Genomic DNA, 21983 nt, shown 5'->3' with positions numbered 1-21983 from the left:
TCAGCTCAATATGGAGATGGTCCCAAGGTATTTCAAGGCGCGTGGCAGATTGTCGCAATCGAGACTGTCGAGCCAATGCAAGTCAGTCCAGCTGCGCAGCCAGGTGAACTGGCGTTTCGCCAATTGGCGCGTGGCAATGATCCCACGCTCCTGCATCTCGGCTGACGTCAGCTTGCCGTCCAGGTAATCCCAGACTTGTCGATAACCTACCGCACGTATAGACGGCAACCCGGCATGCAGGTCACTTCGCTCACGCAGGGCTACGACCTCGTCTATGAACCCCTGTTCCAACATTAATGTGAATCTTTGTTCAATTCGCCGATGCAGCACTTGCCGGTTCGCCGGAGCGATGGCCAGATTCGCGACAGTATAGGGCAATTGTTGCAGTCCCGAAGCGGCTGCTTCAGTACTTTGCGCAGATTGTCGCTGGCGCAGGGCCGTCATGCTCTGGCCGCTGACCCGATAAACCTCCAGGGCCCGACTGAGCCGCTGCGGGTCATTGGGGTGAATACGCGCCGCCGATTCCGGATCGATGATCGCCAATTGCTCGTGCAGGGCTTGCCAGCCAAGGCGCGCGGCCTCTTCTTCAATCTGCGCACGCACCTCGGGATCGGCTGCCGGCATGTCCGCCAACCCATCGACCAAGGCCTTGTAATACAGCATTGTGCCGCCCACCAGCAGCGGGATCTTGCCCCGCGCGGTGATCTCGGCCATGGCCTGGAGCGCGTCACGCCGGAAATCGGCCGCCGAATAAGCCTCGGCCGGGTCGAGGATGTCGATCAGGCGATGGGGAAATTCGGCCAGCAGTTCTTTCGACGGCTTGGCAGTACCGATGTCCATGCCCCGGTAGACCAGGGCCGAATCGACGCTGATCAACTCGCAGGGCAGGACCTTGGTCAACTCGATGGCCAGGTCGGTCTTGCCGGCGGCGGTCGGCCCCATCAGGAAAATCGCGGGTGGCAACTGGCTCATCAACGACCGCGCAGGAACAGTTTGTCCAGGTCGTCCAGGCCCAATTGGGTCCAGGTCGGCCGGCCATGGTTGCATTGACCGCTGCGCTCGGTGTTTTCCATGTCCCGCAGCAGGCCGTTCATTTCCGGCAGGGCCAGGCGCCGGTTGGCGCGGATCGCGCCGTGGCAGGCCATGGTGCCGAGCAATTCGTTCAGGTGCGCCTGGATGCGGTCGCTGGTGCCGTATTCCATCAAGTCCGCCAGCACGTCGCTGACCAGGCGATTGGCCTCGGCCTGCTTCAACAAGGCCGGGATCTGACGGATCGCCAGGGTTTCCGGGCCCAGGCGCTGCAGTTCGAAGCCCAGGCGCTGGAACCAGGCCACATGCTCTTCGGCGCAATCGGCTTCGCGCTGGCTGACGGCCAGGGATTCGGGCACCAACAGCGGCTGGCCGCTCAAGCCTTCGCTGGCCATGGCGATTTTCAGCCGCTCGTACATGATCCGCTCATGGGCGGCGTGCATGTCCACCAGGACCAGGCCCTGGGCATTTTCCGAGAGGATATAAATGCCTTTGAGTTGCGCCAGGGCATAGCCCAGCGGCGGGATATCGCCTTGGCCGTCGGGCATCGCCGCCGCTCCGGCGTCCGGCAAGGGCTTGAAGAACTCGCGATAGGCCGCCTGGGCCTCGGCTGCCGGCACGTTGGATTGCGGGCGCGGAGTGTATTGATATTGATAGCCGCTGCCGGCACCGCTCCCGGCGGTGTTGTAGCTCGGCTGAGGCTGGGGCTGCTCCAGCAGTGCATTGGCCGCCAGGCGCATTTCGCCCTGCGGCCCGAATTCGCCAGCGTCCAACCCCGTTGGCCGAACCATGCCGCCTACCGCCGCCGGTGCCGCCAGTTGATCTTCCGGACGCACATCGCCCAAGGCGCGGTGCAGGGTGCCGTAGAGGAAATCGTGGACCATGCGCCCGTCACGGAAACGCACCTCATGCTTGGTCGGGTGCACGTTGACGTCGACCACGGCCGGATCGACTTCGAAAAACAGCACGAAGGTCGGATGCCGGCCATTGAACAGCACATCGCGATAAGCCTGGCGCACCGCGTGGGCCACCAGTTTGTCGCGCACCGCCCGGCCGTTCACGTAGAAATACTGCAAGTCCGCCTGGCTGCGGGAAAAGGTCGGCAACCCGACCCAACCCCACAGGTGCAGGCCATTGCGCTCCACCTCGATGGGCAAGGCCTGCTCCAGGAAACCTGCGCCGCACACTGCGCCGACACGGCGGGCGCGGGCCGCATCATCGTGGGCCTCGTGCAGGCTGAGGATGGTCTTGCCGTTGTGGCGCAAATGGAACGCCACATCAAAGCGTGCCAGGGCCAGGCGCTTGATGACTTCTTGCAGATGATCGAATTCAGTCTTCTCGGCCTTGAGGAACTTGCGCCGGGCCGGGGTGTTGAAGAACAAGTCGCGCACTTCCACCGAGGTGCCCACCGGATGGGCCGCAGGCTGCACGCGGGAGGCCATGTCCCGGCCCTCGGTCTCGACCTGCCAGGCCTGCTCGGCGTCGCGGGTGCGGGAGGTAAGGGTCAGGCGCGACACCGAACTGATGGATGCCAGCGCCTCGCCCCGAAACCCCAGGCTCATGACCCGCTCGAGGTCTTCCAGGTCGCGGATCTTGCTGGTGGCGTGACGCGCCAGGGCCAGCGGCAGGTCGTCGGAAGAAATACCACCACCGTCATCGCGGACCCGCAGCAGCTTGACGCCGCCCTGCTCGACATCCACGTCGATGCGCTTGGCCCCGGAATCAAGGCTGTTTTCCAGCAGTTCCTTGATGACCGACGCCGGGCGCTCGACCACTTCACCGGCGGCGATCTGGTTCGCCAGCCGGGGGCTGAGCAGTTCGATGCGAGCGTTGCTGCCGATCACTTCATCACTCATTGCTGGACCGCCACGTCATTACCGGGAATGGTCAGGGTCTGGCCGATCTTGAGCTCGTCGCTCTTGAGGTTGTTGGCGCTGCGCAAGGTCGCGGGCGACACCTGGTAACGCACGGCGATCATCGCCAGGGTTTCGCCGGGGCTGACCCGATGATCCCGCGGACCTTGGGCGATCTTGCCGGAGTCGCGCAGCCAGGCAATATAGGTGCCTGGCGGTGGGTTCTGCTGGAAGAACTGCCGCACGCCGCTGCTGATGGAACGGGCCAGCGCCTGCTGGTGGTTGGAAGACGACAGCTTGGACGCTTCGTTGGCGTTGGAGATGAAGCCGGTTTCCACCAGGATCGACGGGATATCCGGCGACTTGAGTACCATGAACCCGGCCTGCTCGACGCGCTGCTTGTGCAGCGGCGTGACGCGACCGATGTTGCTCAGGACTTTCTGGCCGACGTTCAGGCTGGAGGTCAACGAGGCCGTCATCGACAAATCGAGCAATACACCGGCGAGCATCCGGTCCTTGTCATCGAGGCTGACGTTGCCGGCACCGCCGATCAGGTCGGAACGGTTTTCGCTGTCGGCCAGCCAACGGGCGGTCTCGGACGTGGCACCGCGGTCGGACAGGGCAAACACCGAGGCCCCGAACGCAGCCGCCGAAGGCGCGGCGTCGGCGTGGATGGAGACGAACAGGTCGGCGCCTTTCTTGCGGGCGATCTCGGTACGCCCACGCAAGGGAATGAAGTAGTCGCCGGTACGGGTCAGTTCGGCGCGGAAGCCTTTCATGCCGTTGACCTGGCGCTGCAATTCGCGGGCGATGGACAGCACCACGTCTTTTTCACGCTGCCCGCGCGAGCCCGAGGCGCCTGGGTCTTCGCCGCCATGACCGGCGTCGATCACCACGATGATGTCGCGCTTGCCAGCCGGGGCCGGTGGCAGCTTGAGCGCAGGTTCGGTCGGGGTCACCGGCACCGCTGGCACCGTGGCTACATTGGTCGGCGGCGGCGGAGGTGGCGCCGCATCGGCCGGGTTGTCGAACAGGTCCACCACCAGCCGGTTGCCGTATTGGGCATTCGGGGCCAGGGTGAAGCTTTTCGGGGTCACGGCTTTTTTCAGGTCGATGACCACCCGCAGGTCGGTCGGCGTACGCTGGGCCGAACGCATCGCGGTAATCGGCGTGTTGGCCGTCGCCACGTTCAATGGCGCGCCCAGGGACGCACCGTTGATGTCGATCACCAGGCGATCCGGGGCGGTCAGGGTGAATACGCTGTGCTGCACCGGGCCCGTCAGGTCGAACACCAGCCGTGTGTTGTCCGGCGCCCGCCAGAGGCGAACGCTGTTGACCTTTGTCTCAGCCACAGCATCGACGGCCAGTGCCGTAAGCAACAGTCCTACGACAGCAACCACCGCGCGAAAGCGCATACCAAACCCCATCATCAATTAGTTTTCCAATGCCAAAGCGGCACACCACGACTCGCCACGCGAGCCTTGCGGCGTCAGTTTCAGCGAACGCCCGCCGTTCTGCGCGCCAATGGTAATGGTCAGGTCGGGCTTTGGCAAAAAGCCTGCACCCTTCTGGGGCCATTCGATCAGGCACAAGGCGTCATCTTCGAAATAATCGCGAATACCGAGAAATTCCAGCTCCTCAGGATCCACCAGTCGATACAGGTCGAAATGGAAGGCGCGAATGTCGCCGATCTCGTAGGGCTCGACCAGGGTGAACGTAGGGCTCTTGACGGAGCCGACGTGCCCGAGGCCGCGAATGATGCCACGGGACAGGGTGGTTTTCCCCGCACCGAGGTCGCCTTCGAGAAAAATCAGGCCGTGGCCGGCGGTGATCTGCGCGATGCGGGCGCCAAATTGTGTCATGGCTTGTTCGTCCGCCACGTACAGGGTTACTTCAGACACGGTGAATGCTCCTCCAACAACTGACGAATGACCGGAATCAGATCGGTGGCCGCCACCCCACGACCCGAGCGACCGGCCTGGGCACCGGCATTGGCATGCAGCCAGACCGCCAGGCAGGCGGCCTCGAACCCCTCCATGCCCTGGGCCAGCAAGGCGCCGACCACACCGGCCAGCACATCCCCCAGGCCTGCCGTGGCCATGGCCGGATGGCCCTGGCTGCAAACCGCCAGGCGACCGTCCGGGCTGGCAATCAGGCTGCCGGCGCCCTTGAGGATCACCGTGGCGGTGTATTTCTGGCTCAATGCATGGGCCGCCGCCGGACGGTCGGCCTGCACCTGGGCTGTGGATAACTCCAACAACCGCGCCGCCTCGCCCGGGTGCGGGGTGATGACACACTGTTCAGGCAGGCGAACCTCGCCGCTGCTCAACAAGTTCAACGCATCCGCATCCCACACTTGCGGCAGCGGTGCATTGGCCGCCGCCGACAACAGGCTGCGCCCCCACGCGGCCTGGCCCAAGCCCGGCCCGACCACCAGCACGCTGGCCTGCTGGAGCAAGCCCATCAATTGGTTCGCCGAATGGGTGCCTTGCACCATCACTTCCGGCAAACGCGTCAGCGCGGCGGCTACGTGCTCGCTGCGGGTCGCCATCGAAACCATCCCCGCACCGCAGCGCAGGGCGCTTTCGGCGCTCATCTGGATAGCGCCGCCAAAGCCCCGGTCGCCACCGATCAACAGCACCTGACCGAACTTGCCTTTGTGGGACGTGGCGGCGCGAGGCGTCAGACGTGGCAGATTATGGGGTGAGAGCAATCGGGCACTGGCCGGTGCCGCGTCAACAATATCTGGATCGGCGTGCAGGTCATTGAACACCAGTTCACCGACCCGGTCCGCCGCTTCGCCGGTAAACAGGCCCAGCTTCAAGCCAATAAAGGTCACGGTGAGGTCGGCCACCACCGCCGTGCCCAGCACCCGGCCGGTATCGGCGCACAAGCCCGAGGGGATATCCACCGCCGCGACCGGCAGACCGCTGACGTTGATCGTATCGATAGCCCGCACATAAGGCTCGCGCACATCGCCACTCAAGCCCGTGCCGAGCAGCGCATCCAGCAACACGCCGCGCAACTCGACCTCATCCGACCACGGCTCCATCGGCACGCCCACCGCCACCGCCTCGGCGTGGGCATTGGCGGCGTCGCCCTGCAAGCGCCGGGGCTCGCCCACTGTCAGTACCCGCACCGACCAGCCGGCGCGCCGGGCCAGGGTCGCGACCAGGTAGCCATCGCCAGCGTTGTTGCCATGCCCGGCCAGCACCGTCAGCTCATGGGCGTCAGGCCAGCGCCGGACGATCGCTCGCCAGGTGGCGCGGGCGGCGCGCTGCATCAATTCGAAACCGGCGGTGCCGGCCGCGATCAGTTGTGCGTCGAGGGCCCGGACCTGCGCGGCGCTGTACAGCGCGTCGGGAAAATCATCTTTAGTGTGCGGCATGCGTCTTCGGGCTCCGATGTCTGGCAGAATTATACGCATCTCAGCTCTGGTTTCTCTCGCCTCATGCCTGCCATTCCCACAGACCTCCCCGCCCTCGCCCAATCCATCAAGGAGTGGGGCCGCGAGCTGGGCTTCCAGCAGGTCGGCATCAGCGGCCTGGACCTTGCCGAGCATGAGCAGCACCTGCAACGCTGGCTCGATGCCGGGTACCACGGCGAAATGGACTACATGGGCGCCCACGGCAGTAAACGCTCGCACCCCGAGGAACTGGTACCAGGTACGCTGCGGGTGGTGTCCCTGCGCATGGACTACCTGTCGGGCGATACGCACATGGCGCAAATGCTCGGCCAACCGGAGAAAGCCTACGTCTCGCGTTATGCATTGGGCCGCGATTACCACAAATTGATCCGTAAACGTGTGCAGCAACTGGCAGAAAAAATTCAGGCGGTGATCGGCCCCTTCGGCTATCGCGCCTTCGTCGACAGTGCTCCAGTCCTGGAAAAAGCCATCGCTGAACAGGCCGGCCTGGGCTGGATCGGTAAAAACACCCTGGTGTTGAACCGCAAGGCCGGCAGCTATTTCTTCCTGAGCGAGCTGTTTGTCGACCTGCCGCTGCCGGTGGACCCGCCCCATGCCAGCGAACATTGCGGAAAATGCACCGCGTGCCTGGACATATGTCCTACGAATGCCTTCGTCGGGCCCTACGTGCTCGATGCTCGCCGCTGCATTTCCTACCTGACCATCGAACTGAAAAGCGCCATCCCTGAGGAACTGCGGCCGTTGATCGGCAACCGGGTGTTCGGCTGCGATGACTGCCAGATCGTCTGTCCATGGAACCGCTTCGCCCGGTCGTCCGGGGAAAGCGACTTCAAGCCACGGCACAACCTGGACAATGCCGGGCTGGCCGAGCTGTTCATGTGGGACGAGGACAAATTTCTCAGCAGCACCGAAGGCTCGCCGCTGCGCCGCGCCGGTTACGAGCGTTGGCTGCGCAACCTGGCAGTGGGCCTGGGTAATGCGCCGTCAACGATTCCCGTGCTGCAAGCGCTGGAGGCGCGACGCGACCACCCGTCGGAGCTGGTGCGCGAGCACGTGGAGTGGGCGTTGCGGCAACATGCCGAGCGTCAAACTTCGTCGTTGTAGACGAACTTCGGCATTTCCCAGTGAAAACGAATCGCCAGGAGCCGCAGCAGGAAACCACCGAACAAGGTAATGAGGATCGCCTGCTCACTCGGCAGCTGCAGGAAGACGCACAGCAGATAGCACCACGCCGCGGCAAACGAAACGCTGGCGTAGAGCTCCCGACGGAAGATCAGCGGAATATCGTTGCAGAAGATGTCCCGCAGAATACCGCCGAACACCCCAGTGATCACCCCGCTGACCGAAGCCACCAGCATGCCATGGCCCATTTCCAGGGCCGTCATGCAGCCGATCAGGGTGAACGCCACCAGCCCCGCGGCGTCGAGCACCAGGAACAATGAACGCAAATGGCGCATCCAGCGCGCCAGGAACACCGTCAACATCGCTGCGGTAGTGGTCAGCACCAGGTATTCGGGGTGTTTGACCCACGTGAGCGGGTAATGACCGAGCAGCACATCACGCACCGAGCCGCCACCCAGCGCCGTGACACAGGCGATCAGCACCACGCCGAACCAGTCCATGCCCCGACGCCCGGCAGACAAGGCGCCGGTCATGGCTTCAGCGGTGATGGCGATCAGATAAAGCATCAGCAACATGATGGCGGTCCTTACGAAAAGGCGCGCAGTCTAGCCATTTCGGGCAGGCACCAAAAGAGGGCGCGCCAACGTCTCTGCCTGAGCGCCATGCCACCAGGTTCAAACGCCCCCCTGTGGCGAGGGAGCAAGCTCCCTCGCCACAAGAACGCCGTGCGCTTCAATCAGAACTTGATGAAGTGCTTACGGTAATGCTGCAACTCGGCAATGGACTCGCGGATGTCGTCCAAGGCCAGGTGGCTGCCGCCCTTCTGGAAGCTGTCGCGTACTTCTGGCGCCCAGCGGGCGGCCAGTTCCTTGAGGGTGGAGACGTCCAGGTTGCGGTAATGGAAGTAGCTTTCCAGGGCTTTCATGTGGGTGTACAGGAAGCGACGGTCCTGGCAGATGCTGTTGCCGCAGATCGGCGACTTGCCCTTGGGCACCCACTGCTCCAGGAAGGCGAGGGTCTGGGCTTCGGCCTCGGCCATGCTGATCTTGCTCTCGCGCACCCGCTGGGTCAGGCCCGAGCCGCCGTGCTGGCGAGTGTTCCACTCGTCCATGCCGGCCAGGATCTCGTCGCTGTGATGGATCGCTATCACCGGGCCTTCGGCCAGGGTGTTGAGGTCGCTGTCGGTGACGATGGTGGCCATTTCGATGATGACGTCGGTGTCTGGGTTCAGACCGGTCATTTCCAGGTCGATCCAGATCAGGTTCTGCGGGTTTTGCATAGGGAAGCTCCTCGGCGTAGCCACGCAGTTTAGCCTAGGCCGCCCCTTGGGCGTGCTAAACTCGCGGCCGTTTTACCCTATTCGCTGCATTTCTTCATACGGAACACCCATGGCCAAACGCCAACTCAATCGTCGTCAGAACTGGCGCATCGAAAAGATCCAGGGCGAGCGCGCCGCCCGCGCCGCCAAACGCGAATCCAGTGCTGTCGAAGCCCTGGAGGGTGGCGACCTGGGCCCTGAACAGACCGGCCTGGTCATTGCCCACTTCGGCGTGCAGGTCGAGGTCGAGGCCCGGGAAGGCGAACTGGCCGGCCAGGTGTTCCGCTGCCACTTGCGCGCCAACCTGCCGGCGCTGGTGACGGGCGACCAGGTCGTCTGGCGTGCCGGCAACCAGGGCATCGGCGTGATCGTCGCGCAATTGCCGCGCCACACCGAACTGTGCCGTCCGGACAGCCGGGGCCAGCTCAAGCCCGTGGCCGCCAACGTCGACATGATCGTCATCGTGTTCGCCCCGCTGCCCGAACCCCACGCCAACCTGATCGACCGTTATCTGGTGGCCGCCGAACACGCGGGCATCCGTCCGTTGTTGCTGCTCAACAAATTCGACCTGATCGACGAGCACAACGCCCCGGCGCTGAACGCCCTGCTGTCGGTCTATCGGGATTTGGGTTACCCGGTGCTGGAAGTCTCGGCCCATCACGGCAACGGCATGGAGCAATTGCAACAGCAACTGGACGGGCGCATCAGCGTATTCGTCGGCCAGTCCGGCGTCGGCAAGTCATCGCTGGTCAACAGCCTGCTGCCGGAAGTCGAGACACGCGTCGGGCCGTTGTCCGAGCTGTCCGGCCAGGGCACCCACACCACCACCACCGCGCGACTGTTCCACTTCCCCGGCGGCGGTGAATTGATCGACTCACCGGGCATCCGCGAGTTCGGCCTGGGCCACGTCAGCCGGGCCGATGTGGAAGCCGGGTTCATCGAGTTCAACGAGCTGATCGGCACCTGCCGCTTCCGCGACTGCAAGCACGACCGCGAACCCGGTTGCGCCCTGCTCAAGGCCCTGGAAGAAGGTCGGGTGCATCAGCAACGGATGAACAGCTACCGCTCGATCATCGCCAGCTTGCCGGAAAGCAGTTACTGAGTTGGCCGGACGCCTTTGTGGCGAGGGAGCTTGCTCCCGCTTGAGTGCGAAACACTCACCTTGGATGGGGCTGCTTCACAGCCCAGCGGGAGCAAGCTCCCTCGCCACAAAGGCAAGCAAGCCTCAAGTGAACAGTGGCCCACAAAAAAGCCGACAATGATGTCGGCTTTTTTATTGGGTCACTGCGCCGGCGGCGTGGCCGGTTTTGGCGCGGCGTCGTCGAACAGGTTCAGCCGTTCGCGCAGTTCGTGGGCCGGCACGGGTTGCTGGTCCGCCGGCAAGGCGCTTGGATCAACCGCAGCCCCAGGCGTGGCCGGCACTTCACCCGGCGCGCCCTCGCCCTGGGCCGGATCCGGCGCCGGGTCATCGGTTTGCGAACCTTCGATGGCCTGCTGGGCCTTCTTGGTCAACACCACGATATCGATACGCCGGTTGACCGGGTTGAACGGGTCCTTGCGGTCGAACAGCGCCGAGGAGGCATAACCGACCACCCGCGCCACCTGCTCATCCGGATAACTGCCAGCCACCAGGGCGCGACGGGCCGCGTTGGCGCGGTTGGCGGACAGCTCCCAGTTACCGAAATCGCCTTTGCCAATGAAGGGCTTGGCATCGGTATGGCCGCTGATGCTGATCTTGTTCGGCACCGCCTTGATGGTGTCGGCCATGGCCAACAGGATGTCTTCGAAATAAGGCTTCAGGCGCGCGCTGCCAGAGTCGAACATCGGCCGGTTCTCGGCGTCCATGATCTGGATGCGCAAGCCGTTCGGCGTGATTTCGAACAGGATCTGGTCTTTGAATTTCTGCAGTTGCGGGTTCTCTTCGACCTTGTTCTGCAATTCCTGCAGCAACAATTCCAGGCGTTCGCGCTCGATCTGCTCGGCCATGCCTTCGACCTGCTCGGTGTCCGTCGTCACCTTGTCGGGCTGGGGCTGGGATTTGACTTCGGGGTTGAGGGTCGTATCCGGCGCCAGGGTCGGTGAGCCGCCCAGGTCGATGATGTACGGCGTGCCGCTTTCAGTAAAACCCACCGGGTCCTTGAAGTAACCGGCGATGGCGATCTTCTGTTCCGGCGTCGCGGTGGACAGCAGCCACAGCACCAGGAAGAACGCCATCATCGCCGTCGCGAAGTCGGCGAAGGCGATTTTCCAGGCGCCCCCGTGATGCCCCGCGGCGATGCGCTTGACGCGCTTGATGATAATCGGCTGGTTATTTTCCATGACCTAGGTGCTCTGCTTCACAAATACTGTTCCATTTTGACGGTGCCTGTTGCTGCCATACGACGTTGCCGCTCCTCGCCATAGCGGGCTATGACTCGTCGCGGCGCCTTGTCTGGCAGCAACAGTCACTCGCCAAAAAAGGAACGTATTTGCAAAGCAAAGCACTAACGACCGCGAACCGCTTGTTCCAGCTCGGCGAAGCTTGGACGGTGCGCCGGGTAGAGGACCTTGCGACCGAACTCCACCGCCAGCGATGGCGGCATGCCTGAGGCCGAGGCCACCAGGGAAGCCTTGATGGCTTCGTAGACGTTGAGCTCTTCCTTGGCGTCATGGGCCAGGGAAGTGGCCAACGGACCAAAGAAACCGTACGCGGCCAAAATACCGAAGAAGGTACCCACCAGTGCCGCACCAACGTGCAAGCCGATGGATTTCTGGTCGCCGTCGCCCAGGGACGCCATGGTCACCACGATGCCCAATACCGCCGCGACGATACCGAAGCCAGGCATGGCGTCGGCGACGCCGGTGACCGCGTGGGATGGATGTTCCAGGTCTTCCTTGAGGCTGTACAGCTCCATGTCGAAGAGACCTTCGAGCTCATGGGGTGCCATGTTGCCGGACGACATGATGCGCAGGTAATCACAGATGAACGCCGTCATGCGAGCGTCCTTGAGTACCGCAGGGTACTTGGCGAAAATCGGGCTGGCGGCAGCGTCTTCGATATCGCCTTCGATCGCCATCATGCCTTCACGGCGGCTCTTGTTGAGGATCTCGTAGATCAGGCCCAGCACTTCAAGGTAGAAGGTGTGGCTGAAGCGCGAACTGAACATGCCCAGGGATTTCTTGAGCACGTGCATCGTCATGTAGCCGGGGTTGGCCTGCAGGAATGCACCGAGGGCCGCGCCACCGATGATCATGACCTCGAAAGGTTGGATCAGGGCGGCAATCTTGCCATGGGAAAGCACGTATCCGCCGAGCACGCTCGCGAACACGACGATGATGCCGATAATTTTAGCCATAGATAGAAAGTACTTATTTAAGTCGGGTTCAAGGTCATATTCGGAAGCTGAAAAATCTCTTCTTCTACTTATCGGCAAAACTGCGCCAGACTATAGGCTGTTCTGGCGAAAAGCCAATTTGCCCCGTTCCGGGCGTAGAGAATTCATACGATGATCACGTCCAGCCATGACTAACGACACGAAGGTTCCAACGCCACGACCGACCACCCTCGAAGGCTGGGTGAAGCTGCTCGATGGCGTGCATCTGCCGGTGCCCCAGGCCAGCCATGACCTGGTCTGCAAGGCCATTGCCGACAGCCGCCGCTCGTTACGTGACATCGCCGAACTGATGCAGGACAGCCCCGCCCTGGCCCTCAGCGTCATCCGCGAGGCCAATCATCACACCCATGGCAGCCTTGCAGAACCTGCGGAAAATCTCGAAGTGGCCATCAACCGCCTCGGCCTCAAGCGTACCGAAGAACTGCTCGCTCGCCTGCCGTCGTTGCCGGGGCTCGAAATCCCCATCGCCTTGCGCCAGCTGCAATTGATCAGCCAACACGCCACGCAACAGGCCAATGGCTTTTTTGCCAGCCGCCTGGCGCGGCTGTGGCAGGACATTCACTGGGGCAGCCTGCTGTTTCTCTCACCGCTCTGGCCACTGGCCTTGACTCACCCGCGGTTACTGGGGGAGTGGGAATTGCGGGTCGTCCACAAACGCGAGCCCGCGCGCAAGGTAGAGCGCGAATTGTTCGGCGTCAGCCTGCTGAAAATCTGCCTGGCGCTGGTGGAGACCTGGCGCCTGCCGATCTGGGTGATGCAAGGTTATCGCCTGCTGCTCAACGAACGCCGCGAGCTGGTGCAGGTTCTGCGCATCGCCCGGGACAGCGAGCACCCGCTGCGCCAGCAGAATCGCCTGGACGACGACCCAACCCTGCGGCGCTGGCTCAATCAACCGGCCAACACCGTGTTGCTGGCCAACGGCCTGGCACTTTCGGCGCAACAGGCCTGGGATGGCCCCCACAGTGCCCGCTGGCAATACCTCACCAGTTTGTACCTGCAGATGCCGATGGATGAGGTCCAGCAACAGCTGCACCAACAAGCCGTCACCAGCGCCCGTCATGACGCCATGCCAGACCTCTGGCATCCGGCCGTGGCGTTGCTCTGGCCCTGGGGCAGCCGTCGCATCCACCCCGGTTTGCTGCCCGCCCCCACACCCAGCGCCGAGGACCTGAGCCAGTGGCGCAAGCAATGCTCCGCGCTGCTGGTGGAACCGAGCCCCTTCAGCAATGCCATGCACCTGACCACCTCGGCACGGGACGTCTTGGTGGCCTGTGGCATGCGCCGGGTGATGATCCTGATGGCCGACCGCAACCAGACCAGCGTGCGCGTACACCAGACCGCCGGCCTGCCCAAAGAAGCCGCGGCCATGAGCTTTACCATCAGCCAGAGCAAAATAGTGCAACGGTTGCTGGCCCAGCAGGCCCAGGTTCGCCTGAACCCGGACAACAACGCGCAGTTTTCGGCGCTGCTGCCACCGGGCCTACGCAGCCTGTTCCGCGGGGAGCACCTACTGCTGCGCTCGCTGACCTGCAATGGCCGGGTGATCATGCTGGTGGTGGTGGACCAGGGCGGCGGGCCGTTCTCGGATGTGACCGTGCAAGCCTTCGGCAAAACCGTGCAATGCATCGAAAGGGCCCTGCATACCTTTACCAACCGCGGCCGCTGAACTTGCTACAATCTTTTCCCTTTGCGCCCCTGGAGACCTCACATGCCTGACTTCTCTGGCTTGCCGCTGGTGATCGAGCCGAGCGAGCTGCTGCCGCGCCTCGACGCCCGCGAACTGATTCTGGTGGACCTGACCAGCGCCGCCCGCTACAGCATCGGCCATATCCCTGGCGCACGCTTCGTCGACCCCAAGCGTACCCAGCTCGGCCAACCGCCGGCGCCGGGCCTGCTGCCGGCCAAGGCCGACCTCGAAGCCCTGTTCGGTGAGCTCGGGCACAACCCGGATGCGGTCTACGTGGTCTATGACGATGAAGGCGGCGGCTGGGCCGGGCGGTTTATCTGGCTGCTGGACGTGATCGGCCACTCGAACTACCACTACCTCGACGGCGGCTTGCTGTCGTGGCTGGACGAAGGCCTGCCGGTGTCCGTCGAAGTGCCTGCGCCCGTCGCAGGCCCGGTCAGCCTGACACTGCACGAAGCCCCCACCGCCACCCGCGAGTACCTGCAAAGCCGCCTCGGCGCAGCCGACCTGGCAATCTGGGACGCTCGCGGCCCGCTGGAATATTCCGGCGAGAAAGTCGTCGCAGCCCGAGGCGGGCACATTCCCGGCGCGGTCAATTTCGAATGGACTGCCGGCATGGACCAGGCGCGCAACCTGCGCATCCGCAAGGACATGCCGCAAATCCTCGAACAATTGGGCATCACGCCTGACAAAGAAATCATCACCCACTGCCAGACTCACCACCGCTCCGGCTTCACCTACCTGGTGGCCAAGGCGCTCGGTTATCCAAGGGTCAAAGGCTATGCCGGTTCCTGGGGCGAATGGGGCAACCACCCCGACACCCCCATCGAGCTTTAAAGGTTCTTAAGGACAGTTAATGAAAAACCGTTTGTTCATCCTCACTCAATACCTGCTGCCACACCACCTGCTCTCGCGGCTGGCCGGCTGCATTGCCGAATGCCGCGTGCGCTGGTTCAAGAACGCCTTCACCGCGTGGTTTGCCAAGCGCTATCAAGTGGACATGTCCCAGGCACTGGTAGAAGACCTGACTGCCTACGAGCACTTCAACGCCTTCTTCACCCGCGCCCTGAAAGACGGCGCACGCCCGCTGGACGACACCCCGGGCGCGATCCTCAGCCCCGCCGACGGTGCCGTCAGCCAGCTCGGCCCGATCGAGCACGGCCGGGTCTTCCAGGCCAAGGGCCACAGCTTCAGCGTGCTGGAACTGCTGGGCGGTGATGCGGCCAACGCGGCGCCGTTCATGGGCGGCGATTTCGCCACCATCTACCTGTCCCCCAAGGACTACCACCGCGTGCACATGCCACTGGCCGGTACCCTGCGGGAGATGGTCTACATTCCTGGACGGATTTTCTCGGTCAACCAGACCACCGCCGAAAACGTTCCGGAGCTGTTCGCCCGCAACGAGCGCGTGGCGTGCATTTTCGACACCGAACGCGGGCCGATGGCCGTGGTGCTGGTGGGCGCGATGATCGTGGCGTCCATCGAAACCGTCTGGGCCGGGCTGGTGACGCCGCCCAAGCGCGAGCTGAAAACCTTCCGTTATGACGAAGCCGCCCGCGCGCCGATTCATCTGGAAAAAGGCGCCGAACTGGGGCGCTTCAAGCTGGGTTCGACGGCCATCGTGCTGTTTGGGCCGGACCAGGTGAACTGGGCCGAAGGCCTGGTGGCCGGTTCACCGGTGCAGATGGGCCAAGGCCTGGCGCTGCCGAAAGCCTGAGTAAAAAATCACCCCCTGTGGGAGCGAGCTTGCTCGCGATAGCGATGTGACTGATCCATCGTCATCGCGAGCAAGCTCGCTCCCACAGAGTATCCCGCAGAGACAGAGCACTTCTTTCGGCTACAGCTGCTAGAGTAGGAAACAACACGTTTATTTCCCGCCGGAGCCCGTACACGGCATGAATGAGACCAGCCCTCTCCAGCTATTGCGCGTCCTGACCCCGACACAATCACGCCTGTCGTTCTGCGATGCTACGCCCCGGGACCTCAAGCGCTGGATCGCCAACCTGCCCAAGGCCAACATCGGCGAAACAGCCCGCCTTTTGTACCAAGCCCTTGGCGAACTCAACCAACTGCTCACGCCCAGCGACAATCGCCTGCAACTGCTCGAGCTGCTGCGGCCCGAGGTGTATTACGTCTGCAAGCACCTGGAGCGGCACTTCCTGCAACAGGCCATCGTGCTGGATGAGCGCTCGCGCAAGATCGTCAACCTGTGCCAGGCCCTGCAAACCCAGCTGGCGATGGGCTACAAACAGATCGTGGCGCGTATCGCGTCGAAATACACCAAGGACCGGGCCCGCCTGCTGAGCACCGCGCTGCAACGGGCGACGCACGCCCTCAACGGCCCGCTGTTGCGTGCCAGTCAGCTGTACAGCCCAGTGCCTGAGGGGCTGTGGCTCGATTTGCATCAGCTATACCGGATCGCCTGCCAGCACCGGTTGCAGCACCTGAGCGTGAGTGACGAACTGGCCTGCCAGGTTCATCAATTGAACACCGAGCAAACCTATGTCGTCGCCCTGTTGCTGGGCGCCTCACGCAGCAATCAGCTGCGCCAGAGCCAAATCGGACGGCTGACCGAAGTGCTCGAATCCTGGAGCCAGTGGGTCAAGCTGGACCCCGCCACCAGCGCTACCAGCCTGTTCGCGGTCGCTCCGGAGCTGGATGTCGGGCCACGCTACCGTTCCAAGTTCCGCGCCGAACAGCAGCCGACCTTGCAGGGGTTCGATCCACAGCCCCTGGTGCGCGTAATCGCCACTCACCTGGAACAACCTGCCGAGCAAAGTCTGCCAGTACCAAGTGGCATGAGCATCGACACCCTGCATCACCTGCATGCAGCCTGGGGCGAAGCAGCCGAACGCAGTTTCCAGCGCACCGAGGGCAACGGCACGCTGACGCTGTGCGTGGGCATGAGTGCGCTGCACTACTACCTCGGCGGCGAGCGCTCTTTCAACGAGATATTGAAAAGCCCCACCACCCGCAAGGCCCGCTTCGAAGCCTCGCCGAGCAAGACAAACGACACCTGGGGCCAAGCCTTCGACGCCGCCCCCGCCGGCGACAGCGACCTGCTGCCCTACGAAGAAATCGAGTACCCGGTCAACCCGGCCGATGACGATGGCACCAGCTCCGACAACCAGCATCACTTCCCCACCTACGACCTGCCGATCATCAACCACAGCCCTGGCGGCTATTGCCTCGGCTGGCCCAAGGAAGTGCCGGAACAACTGCAAGCCGGGGAAATGATCGGCATCCGGGACACCAGCGACCAAGCCTGGAGCGTTGCCGTGGTGCGCTGGATCCGGCAAGTGCGCAACGGGGCCATGCAAATGGGCATCGAGCTGGTCGCACCGCACGCCCAGCCTTGCGGGCTGCAACTGGTCCGGGAAAAAAATGAGCACGGTCACTATCTGCGCGGGCTGTTGCTTCCCGAGATCAGTGCCATTGACCTGCCCCCGACCATGATCGCCCCACGCCTGCCCTTCGAGGAAGGCCAACACGTGTTGATCAATACCAACGGCCAGGAACGCCGCGCCGGCCTGGACCGCCGAGTGACCAGCACCCACAGTTTCAACCAGTTTGCTTATCACCCGGAAGACTCGACCGCCAACGGGGATGGTAGCGAGCAAGAAGGGAATTTTGATTCGTTGTGGAAGTCGCTGTAGGAGCTGCCGAGCGAAGCGAGGCTGCGATCTTTCCAAGACCAATTGAGTCTCAAGCGAAGATCAAGATCAAAAGATCGCAGCCTTCGGCAGCTCCTACACAGGCCAGCGGGAGCAAGCTCCCTCGCCACAAAAGCATGCACTCCAAAACCGGCGTGTTACTTAGAGCTGCCCGTCACGATCCCTGAAGCCCAACAGGTACAACACCCCATCCAGTCCCAGGGTGGAAATCGCCTGCCTGGCCGACTGCTTGACCAGTGGCTTGGCGCGGAACGCCACGCCCAGGCCCGCTATCGCCAGCATCGGCAAGTCGTTGGCACCGTCACCCACGGCGATGGTCTGCTCCAGGCGCAGGCCTTCTTTTTCAGCCAGTTCACGCAGCAGGTCCGCCTTGCGCTGGGCATCGACGATCGGCTCGACGGCCACGCCGGTCACCTTGCCATCCACCACTTCCAGTTCGTTGGCGAACACGTAGTCGATGCCGAGCTTGGCCTGCAGCTGCTTGGCGAAATAGGTGAAGCCGCCGGACAGGATGGCGGTCTTGTAGCCCAGGCGCTTGAGTTCGGCGAACAGCGTCTCGGCGCCTTCGGTCAGGCGCAGGGAAGCGCCAATGGAGTCCAGCACGCTGACGTCCAGCCCCTTGAGCAGCGCCAGGCGCTCCTTGAAGCTGGCACGGAAATCCAATTCGCCAGCCATGGCTCGCTCGGTGATGGCCGAGACCTTGTCGCCCACGCCGGCCGCCTTGGCCAGTTCGTCGATGACTTCGGCTTCGATCAGCGTCGAGTCCATGTCGAACACCGCCAGGCGGCGGTTACGGCGGAACAGCGAATCTTCCTGGAAGGCGATGTCGACGTTCAGTTCCTGGGCCACGCTGAGGAACTCGGCACGCAACGCCTGGGGATCGGCCGGCTCGCCGCGCACCGAAAACTCGATGCAGCCCTTGCCCTTGTCGTCCGGGGTATCCAGCGGCATGCGCCCGGACAATCGGTCGATGTGGTCGATGTTCAGGTCATATTTGGCGGTGATCGAACTGACACGCTGCAACTGCTCGGCGGTAACCTTGCGGGTCAACAAAGTAACGATGTGGCGCTTCTTGCCCTGGCCGGCCACCCAATGCCGGTAATCGTCCTCGGACACCGGGGTGAAGCGCACCTGTTGGTCGAGCTTGTAGGCGGTGAACAGGATGTCCTTGAGCACCGACTTGCCTTGTTCGGCGTCCGGAATTTCAACCAGAATACCGAACGACAGCGTGTCGTGGATCACCGCCTGACCGATGTCGAGAATGTTCACACCACCCTGGGCCAGAACGCCGGTAATGGCCGCAGTCAGACCCGGACGGTCGCTGCCAGTGATGTTTATCAGGACGATTTCGCGCAAGGCGCACCCCCGCAGGTGGAAAAAAAACGCATTCTACCCACATTCAGTGACCATCGGGCACCGCCAGTGCTTTGCCGGTCATGGGGCTGTCGCTATACTGCGCGTCAATTTCACGGACAAAGAGCCGAGCTCAGTGAACCGGCCCACGCCAGTCAAAACCGACAACTTCTTCCTGCTGATCTTCCGTGCACTGCGTCACCGTCGTGTGCCGATTGCATTGCGCATTGCCAGCCATAACGTGATCCTGGTCGCCCTGGCCCTGGTTATCTATGCCTGCGTGATGGGTTTGCAATTCAAGCAGGCGATGCACGAGCAGGCCGATGCCCTGGGTGAAAGCCTGACCACCCAGACCGCCACGTCCGCCACCGAGCTGCTGGTGTCCAACGACATCCTCAGCCTCAACGTGCTGCTCAACAACCTGACCAAGAACAAGCTGGTGGCCCACGCCGCCATCTACAGCGTGGACAACCGCATCCTCGCCGAGGCCGGCCAGCGTCCCAAGCCGGGCCTGCTGGGCGAGTCCGGCGGCATGTACCAGAGCAAGATCACCTTCCAGGACGTGACCGCCGGGCAGCTGCGCATCAGCCTGGACATGGACCAGTTCCAGCAACCGATGACCATCAGCCTGCAAAGCATGGGTATCCTCAGCGCGATCCTGCTGGCACTGGCACTGGCCTTGAGCCTGCGCCTGGGGCGACACATCTCTACGCCGCTGTTGCAATTGCGCGTCTGGCTGCGGGACATCGACGAACACACGCCGGCCACCCAGCGCCAGGACGAAATCGGCGATCTGGCCCGGCAACTGCACGCCAGCTTCGCGCCGGAGCCTGAGCCCGTGCCGGAACCTGAAGACATCGACTACGTGGACGACGACGATGCCGAGCCGGGCTTCGAAGTGCGTAACCTGCGCGACCCGGGCTTCGATGAAAGCCAGCCAATGCCTGCTTCCAAACCGGCTCCACGCCACGTGGTACGCACGGTAGAGGACGAGGAAGACGACGACGCGTTCGCCGACCTGCGGGACGAATCAGTCGATGGAGCCCCTCAACCGGTCGCCAGGCCCGTCGCCTCGAACCTGCCCCAGCACAGCGCCGTACTGGCCGTGCAACTGGGCGCCCAGGAGCAACTGCGCCGCTTGCCCCAGGCGCGCCTGAAGGAATTGCTCGAGCGCTACCGCGACTGCCTCGACCAGGCCGCATCGCTCTATCAGGGCGAACTGCACACCCTGAACGATGGCAGCACGCTGATGCTGTTCCACACCGAAGACAGCGGTGACGACTACCTGACCAACGCCATTTGCTGCGGTGAGTTGCTGCGCGCCTTGGGCCACCAGTTGCAGATCGAAGTCGCCGACAGCGGCATCACCCTGCAACTGCAATTGGGCCTGACCCTGGGCGATGGCTTGTTTGGCCTGAGCCAGATCGACCTGTTGCTGACCGAAACCGCCCAGGACGCCCTGGCGCTGTCGCAACACAGCCGCAACCTGCTGCTGGTGGAGCGCAAGATCAACGACGACGCCCTGATCCGCCAGCGCGCCCGTATCCGCCCCATCGCCAGCCCCGAAGGCGCGTGCTGCGTGGAACGCTTGATGGAGCCTTATCCATCGATGCTGGAGCGGCAGTTGGCGCGGATGCACGAACGCCAGGCCTGAGTCTCAGGACTTGAAATGACGAAGCCCGCAGATGAGTGATTATCTGCGGGCTTTTTTGTTGCCTTCAGCGCCGTCATCGCGAGCAAGCTCGCTCCCACACCCACAGGCCCAATGTGGGAGGAGCTTGCTCGCGATGGCGTCAGGACAGACAGCGAAAAACCAGACTACAGAGTCGCGTCCACCCCACACACTTCAGCTCTCAGGCTCAAACGAATACTCAAATGACACTTGTGCCGGCTCACCATGGCCAGCCACGTAGCTGCCAGTCCCACTCAAATTGACCAGATCCCCAGTACCGGCGCCCTCTACGACACTCCACGTACTGCGCGCCTTGCCTTCGGAAAACGACCCCGAATGCCGGGCAACAAAGGTTCCGCGCTTACCTGCCACCACCGCACAAACCCGCTCAAAACCCACAAAGCACGCTGTGCCGTCAGCGCTATAGGACATCAGGTATTCGACGCTACTGGTGCCCTCGATAGCGCCGGAATAGGACTGCGTGATGTTGGCATGCGAGAGCTTTGGAGCGTTTTCAAGAATTTGAGACGGCTTCTCGTCCCAGCTGCTGATCTGAAATGTGCAACTGGCAGTTGTTTTCATGGGAATTTAACTCGTCCTTGTCGTTATTGGCGGGAGGTCTGATGCGCCGGGCCCTCATCTTGCCTGACATCCCCCAGGAATAAGAACCCAGGAAACGACAAAGCCCGCACTTAATGCGGGCTTTGTCTTGTAATCCAGTCCTGGCGTCAGAACCTGAACACTTCCATGTCCGTACGAATCGGCAAGGCCATGGGGATCTTGTCCTTGTCCTTTTCCACCGGTTTGGCCGGGGCGGGAGCGGCCTTGCGTGGGACTTCTGCAATAGGTGGCTGGTTGGCCAGGGGCTTGAGCGACACGGACAACTGTTCGGCCAGGCGTTGCAGGAGCACGCCCTGGGCCTGGACCTGTGCCGCCGTGGTGCCGGCATGTTGCTCTTGCAGATGAACGATGCGGTTCTCACGCACCTTGCCACGACGGTCGATCAATCGCCATTGGGCATCGAGCACTGCCGGCTGGGCTTTACCCGAATCCAGGCGGGTAATCGACAGCAGCACCTGTACATCCGGGGTGAAACCTTGGGTCGCGGGTGCCAGCACTACGCGCTGGCTGTCCAGATGCCCGGCGACCTGGCGCAACAGCAACTGATCGATGTCAGAAGACAGGCTGCCAGCCCAACGACCGTCAGTGGCGGCCTGCAGGCTGCCGTCCGGTTGGCGTTGCAATAAGGTTTCACGTTGCAGGTAGTCGGCGATCAGGACCGGCCCCAGCAATACTGCCATGCCTGTGCTTTGCGCAGGCTGGGCCGGGGTTCCGCTGTCCAGTTGGTACAGCGACACCGGCTGGTTCATGCTGCAGCCCGCCAGGCCAAGCAGGCCGGCGAGCCACAAAATAGGGAGGCGCAGAGCAGTCATCGTTCCGTCCAGGTGGCAGCCACAAGGCTTACCACAGTGAA

At 63.0% G+C, this 21983-nt stretch carries 19 protein-coding genes; 7 read left to right on the top strand and 12 right to left on the bottom strand.

Annotation, left to right across the window (positions count from 1 at the left end; genetic code table 11):
• From miaA to LOY50_RS02875, 5 genes are read right to left on the bottom strand one after another with little or no spacing between them, the layout of a single operon-like run.
• Positions 1–972, bottom strand: coding sequence for a tRNA (adenosine(37)-N6)-dimethylallyltransferase MiaA (gene miaA / locus LOY50_RS02895; protein ID WP_018610076.1), 972 nt, complete (start codon positions 970–972; stop codon positions 1–3).
• Positions 972–2885 carry a DNA mismatch repair endonuclease MutL gene (gene mutL, locus LOY50_RS02890; protein ID WP_214511452.1) on the bottom strand — a complete coding sequence of 638 codons (1914 nt, stop codon included), beginning with the start codon at positions 2883–2885 and terminating at the stop codon, positions 972–974. The genes miaA and mutL overlap by 1 nt, the downstream gene beginning before the upstream one ends.
• On the bottom strand, positions 2882–4312 hold the full coding sequence (locus LOY50_RS02885; RefSeq protein WP_013692130.1) for an N-acetylmuramoyl-L-alanine amidase: 1431 nt from the start codon (positions 4310–4312) through the stop codon (positions 2882–2884). Before LOY50_RS02885 ends, mutL begins: the two co-directional genes overlap by 4 nt.
• Positions 4313–4315: 3 nt before the next feature.
• Entirely contained in the window at positions 4316–4783 is a 468-nt protein-coding gene (gene tsaE / locus LOY50_RS02880; RefSeq protein ID WP_003197219.1) for a tRNA (adenosine(37)-N6)-threonylcarbamoyltransferase complex ATPase subunit type 1 TsaE, read from the bottom strand.
• Positions 4771–6270 carry an NAD(P)H-hydrate dehydratase gene (locus LOY50_RS02875; protein WP_258690262.1) on the bottom strand — a complete coding sequence of 500 codons (1500 nt, stop codon included), beginning with the start codon at positions 6268–6270 and terminating at the stop codon, positions 4771–4773. Before LOY50_RS02875 ends, tsaE begins: the two co-directional genes overlap by 13 nt.
• A 63-nt stretch (positions 6271–6333) precedes the next feature.
• Between LOY50_RS02875 and queG the strand changes: the two genes are divergently transcribed.
• Entirely contained in the window at positions 6334–7413 is a 1080-nt protein-coding gene (gene queG / locus LOY50_RS02870; protein ID WP_253471239.1) for a tRNA epoxyqueuosine(34) reductase QueG, read from the top strand.
• On the opposite strand, the gene LOY50_RS02865 is transcribed toward queG, so the two are convergent.
• Both LOY50_RS02865 and orn read right to left on the bottom strand, forming a co-directional pair.
• Positions 7395–8009, bottom strand: coding sequence for a trimeric intracellular cation channel family protein (locus LOY50_RS02865; RefSeq protein ID WP_253478387.1), 615 nt, complete (start codon positions 8007–8009; stop codon positions 7395–7397). The genes queG and LOY50_RS02865 overlap by 19 nt on opposite strands.
• A gap of 158 nt (positions 8010–8167) precedes the next feature.
• Positions 8168–8710, bottom strand: a complete 543-nt coding sequence (gene orn / locus LOY50_RS02860) for an oligoribonuclease (RefSeq protein WP_258690261.1) — start codon at positions 8708–8710, stop codon at positions 8168–8170.
• 109 nt (positions 8711–8819) lie between these two features.
• On the opposite strand from orn, the gene rsgA reads away from it, so the two are divergent.
• Positions 8820–9851, top strand: a complete 1032-nt coding sequence (rsgA, locus tag LOY50_RS02855) for a small ribosomal subunit biogenesis GTPase RsgA (protein WP_014336294.1) — start codon at positions 8820–8822, stop codon at positions 9849–9851.
• A gap of 179 nt (positions 9852–10030) precedes the next feature.
• Here the strand turns inward: rsgA and motB are convergent, their stop codons facing one another.
• Complete coding sequence (gene motB, locus LOY50_RS02850) at positions 10031–11068, bottom strand: flagellar motor protein MotB (RefSeq protein WP_253471238.1); 1038 nt, start codon at positions 11066–11068, stop codon at positions 10031–10033.
• A 164-nt stretch (positions 11069–11232) separates the two neighbouring features.
• Entirely contained in the window at positions 11233–12084 is an 852-nt protein-coding gene (motA, locus tag LOY50_RS02845) for a flagellar motor stator protein MotA (protein WP_214511456.1), read from the bottom strand.
• A gap of 166 nt (positions 12085–12250) precedes the next feature.
• Here motA and LOY50_RS02840 point away from each other — a divergent pair, with 166 nt between their 5' ends.
• The 4 genes from LOY50_RS02840 (at position 12251) to LOY50_RS02825 (ending at position 17466) form a co-directional block, all read left to right on the top strand.
• Positions 12251–13789: an HDOD domain-containing protein gene (locus LOY50_RS02840; protein WP_253471237.1), complete on the top strand. Its 1539-nt coding sequence runs from the start codon at positions 12251–12253 to the stop codon at positions 13787–13789.
• 42 nt (positions 13790–13831) lie between these two features.
• Complete coding sequence (locus LOY50_RS02835; protein ID WP_253471236.1) at positions 13832–14647, top strand: rhodanese-like domain-containing protein; 816 nt, start codon at positions 13832–13834, stop codon at positions 14645–14647.
• Positions 14648–14666: 19 nt separating this feature from the next.
• Positions 14667–15527, top strand: a complete 861-nt coding sequence (asd, locus tag LOY50_RS02830) for an archaetidylserine decarboxylase (RefSeq protein ID WP_258690260.1) — start codon at positions 14667–14669, stop codon at positions 15525–15527.
• A 178-nt stretch (positions 15528–15705) separates the two neighbouring features.
• Positions 15706–17466 (top strand): molecular chaperone, encoded by a 1761-nt coding sequence (locus LOY50_RS02825; RefSeq protein WP_253471234.1) that lies wholly within the window; start codon positions 15706–15708, stop codon positions 17464–17466.
• A gap of 159 nt (positions 17467–17625) precedes the next feature.
• On the opposite strand, the gene serB is transcribed toward LOY50_RS02825, so the two are convergent.
• The gene (gene serB / locus LOY50_RS02820; protein WP_003197189.1) at positions 17626–18840 is read right to left on the bottom strand and encodes a phosphoserine phosphatase SerB; all 1215 of its coding nucleotides are present in this window, start codon (positions 18838–18840) and stop codon (positions 17626–17628) included.
• A gap of 133 nt (positions 18841–18973) precedes the next feature.
• On the opposite strand from serB, the gene LOY50_RS02815 reads away from it, so the two are divergent.
• A complete protein-coding gene (locus LOY50_RS02815) occupies positions 18974–20491 on the top strand; it encodes an AhpA/YtjB family protein (protein WP_253471233.1) in 1518 nt (505 codons plus the stop codon).
• A gap of 192 nt (positions 20492–20683) precedes the next feature.
• Here the strand turns inward: LOY50_RS02815 and LOY50_RS02810 are convergent, their stop codons facing one another.
• On the bottom strand, positions 20684–21091 hold the full coding sequence (locus tag LOY50_RS02810) for a DUF3224 domain-containing protein (RefSeq protein ID WP_258690259.1): 408 nt from the start codon (positions 21089–21091) through the stop codon (positions 20684–20686).
• Positions 21092–21237: 146 nt separating this feature from the next.
• Positions 21238–21942, bottom strand: coding sequence for a membrane integrity-associated transporter subunit PqiC (locus LOY50_RS02805; protein ID WP_253471229.1), 705 nt, complete (start codon positions 21940–21942; stop codon positions 21238–21240).
• Between the last annotated feature and the right edge of the window lie 41 nt (positions 21943–21983).

It is taken from the genome of Pseudomonas sp. B21-010 (assembly GCF_024749325.1).
GTDB lineage: Bacteria > Pseudomonadota > Gammaproteobacteria > Pseudomonadales > Pseudomonadaceae > Aquipseudomonas > Aquipseudomonas kilonensis.
The sequence above is the reverse complement of the archived record's forward strand: the minus strand, read 5'-3'. Positions and strand labels throughout refer to the sequence as shown.

Bases quoted from the DNA above. Each gene is read 5' to 3' on its own strand.
- rsgA (WP_014336294.1), top strand. From the start codon at position 8,820: ATGGCCAAACGCCAACTCAATCGTCGTCAGAACTGGCGCATCGAAAAG.
- asd (WP_258690260.1), top strand. From the start codon at position 14,667: ATGAAAAACCGTTTGTTCATCCTCACTCAATACCTGCTGCCACACCAC.
- LOY50_RS02885 (WP_013692130.1), bottom strand. From the start codon at position 4,312: ATGATGGGGTTTGGTATGCGCTTTCGCGCGGTGGTTGCTGTCGTAGGA.
- LOY50_RS02840 (WP_253471237.1), top strand. From the start codon at position 12,251: ATGACTAACGACACGAAGGTTCCAACGCCACGACCGACCACCCTCGAA.
- mutL (WP_214511452.1), bottom strand. From the start codon at position 2,885: ATGAGTGATGAAGTGATCGGCAGCAACGCTCGCATCGAACTGCTCAGC.
- miaA (WP_018610076.1), bottom strand. From the start codon at position 972: ATGAGCCAGTTGCCACCCGCGATTTTCCTGATGGGGCCGACCGCCGCC.
- orn (WP_258690261.1), bottom strand. From the start codon at position 8,710: ATGCAAAACCCGCAGAACCTGATCTGGATCGACCTGGAAATGACCGGT.
- LOY50_RS02810 (WP_258690259.1), bottom strand. From the start codon at position 21,091: ATGAAAACAACTGCCAGTTGCACATTTCAGATCAGCAGCTGGGACGAG.
- motB (WP_253471238.1), bottom strand. From the start codon at position 11,068: ATGGAAAATAACCAGCCGATTATCATCAAGCGCGTCAAGCGCATCGCC.
- queG (WP_253471239.1), top strand. From the start codon at position 6,334: ATGCCTGCCATTCCCACAGACCTCCCCGCCCTCGCCCAATCCATCAAG.
- LOY50_RS02875 (WP_258690262.1), bottom strand. From the start codon at position 6,270: ATGCCGCACACTAAAGATGATTTTCCCGACGCGCTGTACAGCGCCGCG.
- motA (WP_214511456.1), bottom strand. From the start codon at position 12,084: ATGGCTAAAATTATCGGCATCATCGTCGTGTTCGCGAGCGTGCTCGGC.
- LOY50_RS02825 (WP_253471234.1), top strand. From the start codon at position 15,706: ATGAATGAGACCAGCCCTCTCCAGCTATTGCGCGTCCTGACCCCGACA.
- LOY50_RS02835 (WP_253471236.1), top strand. From the start codon at position 13,832: ATGCCTGACTTCTCTGGCTTGCCGCTGGTGATCGAGCCGAGCGAGCTG.
- LOY50_RS02805 (WP_253471229.1), bottom strand. From the start codon at position 21,942: ATGACTGCTCTGCGCCTCCCTATTTTGTGGCTCGCCGGCCTGCTTGGC.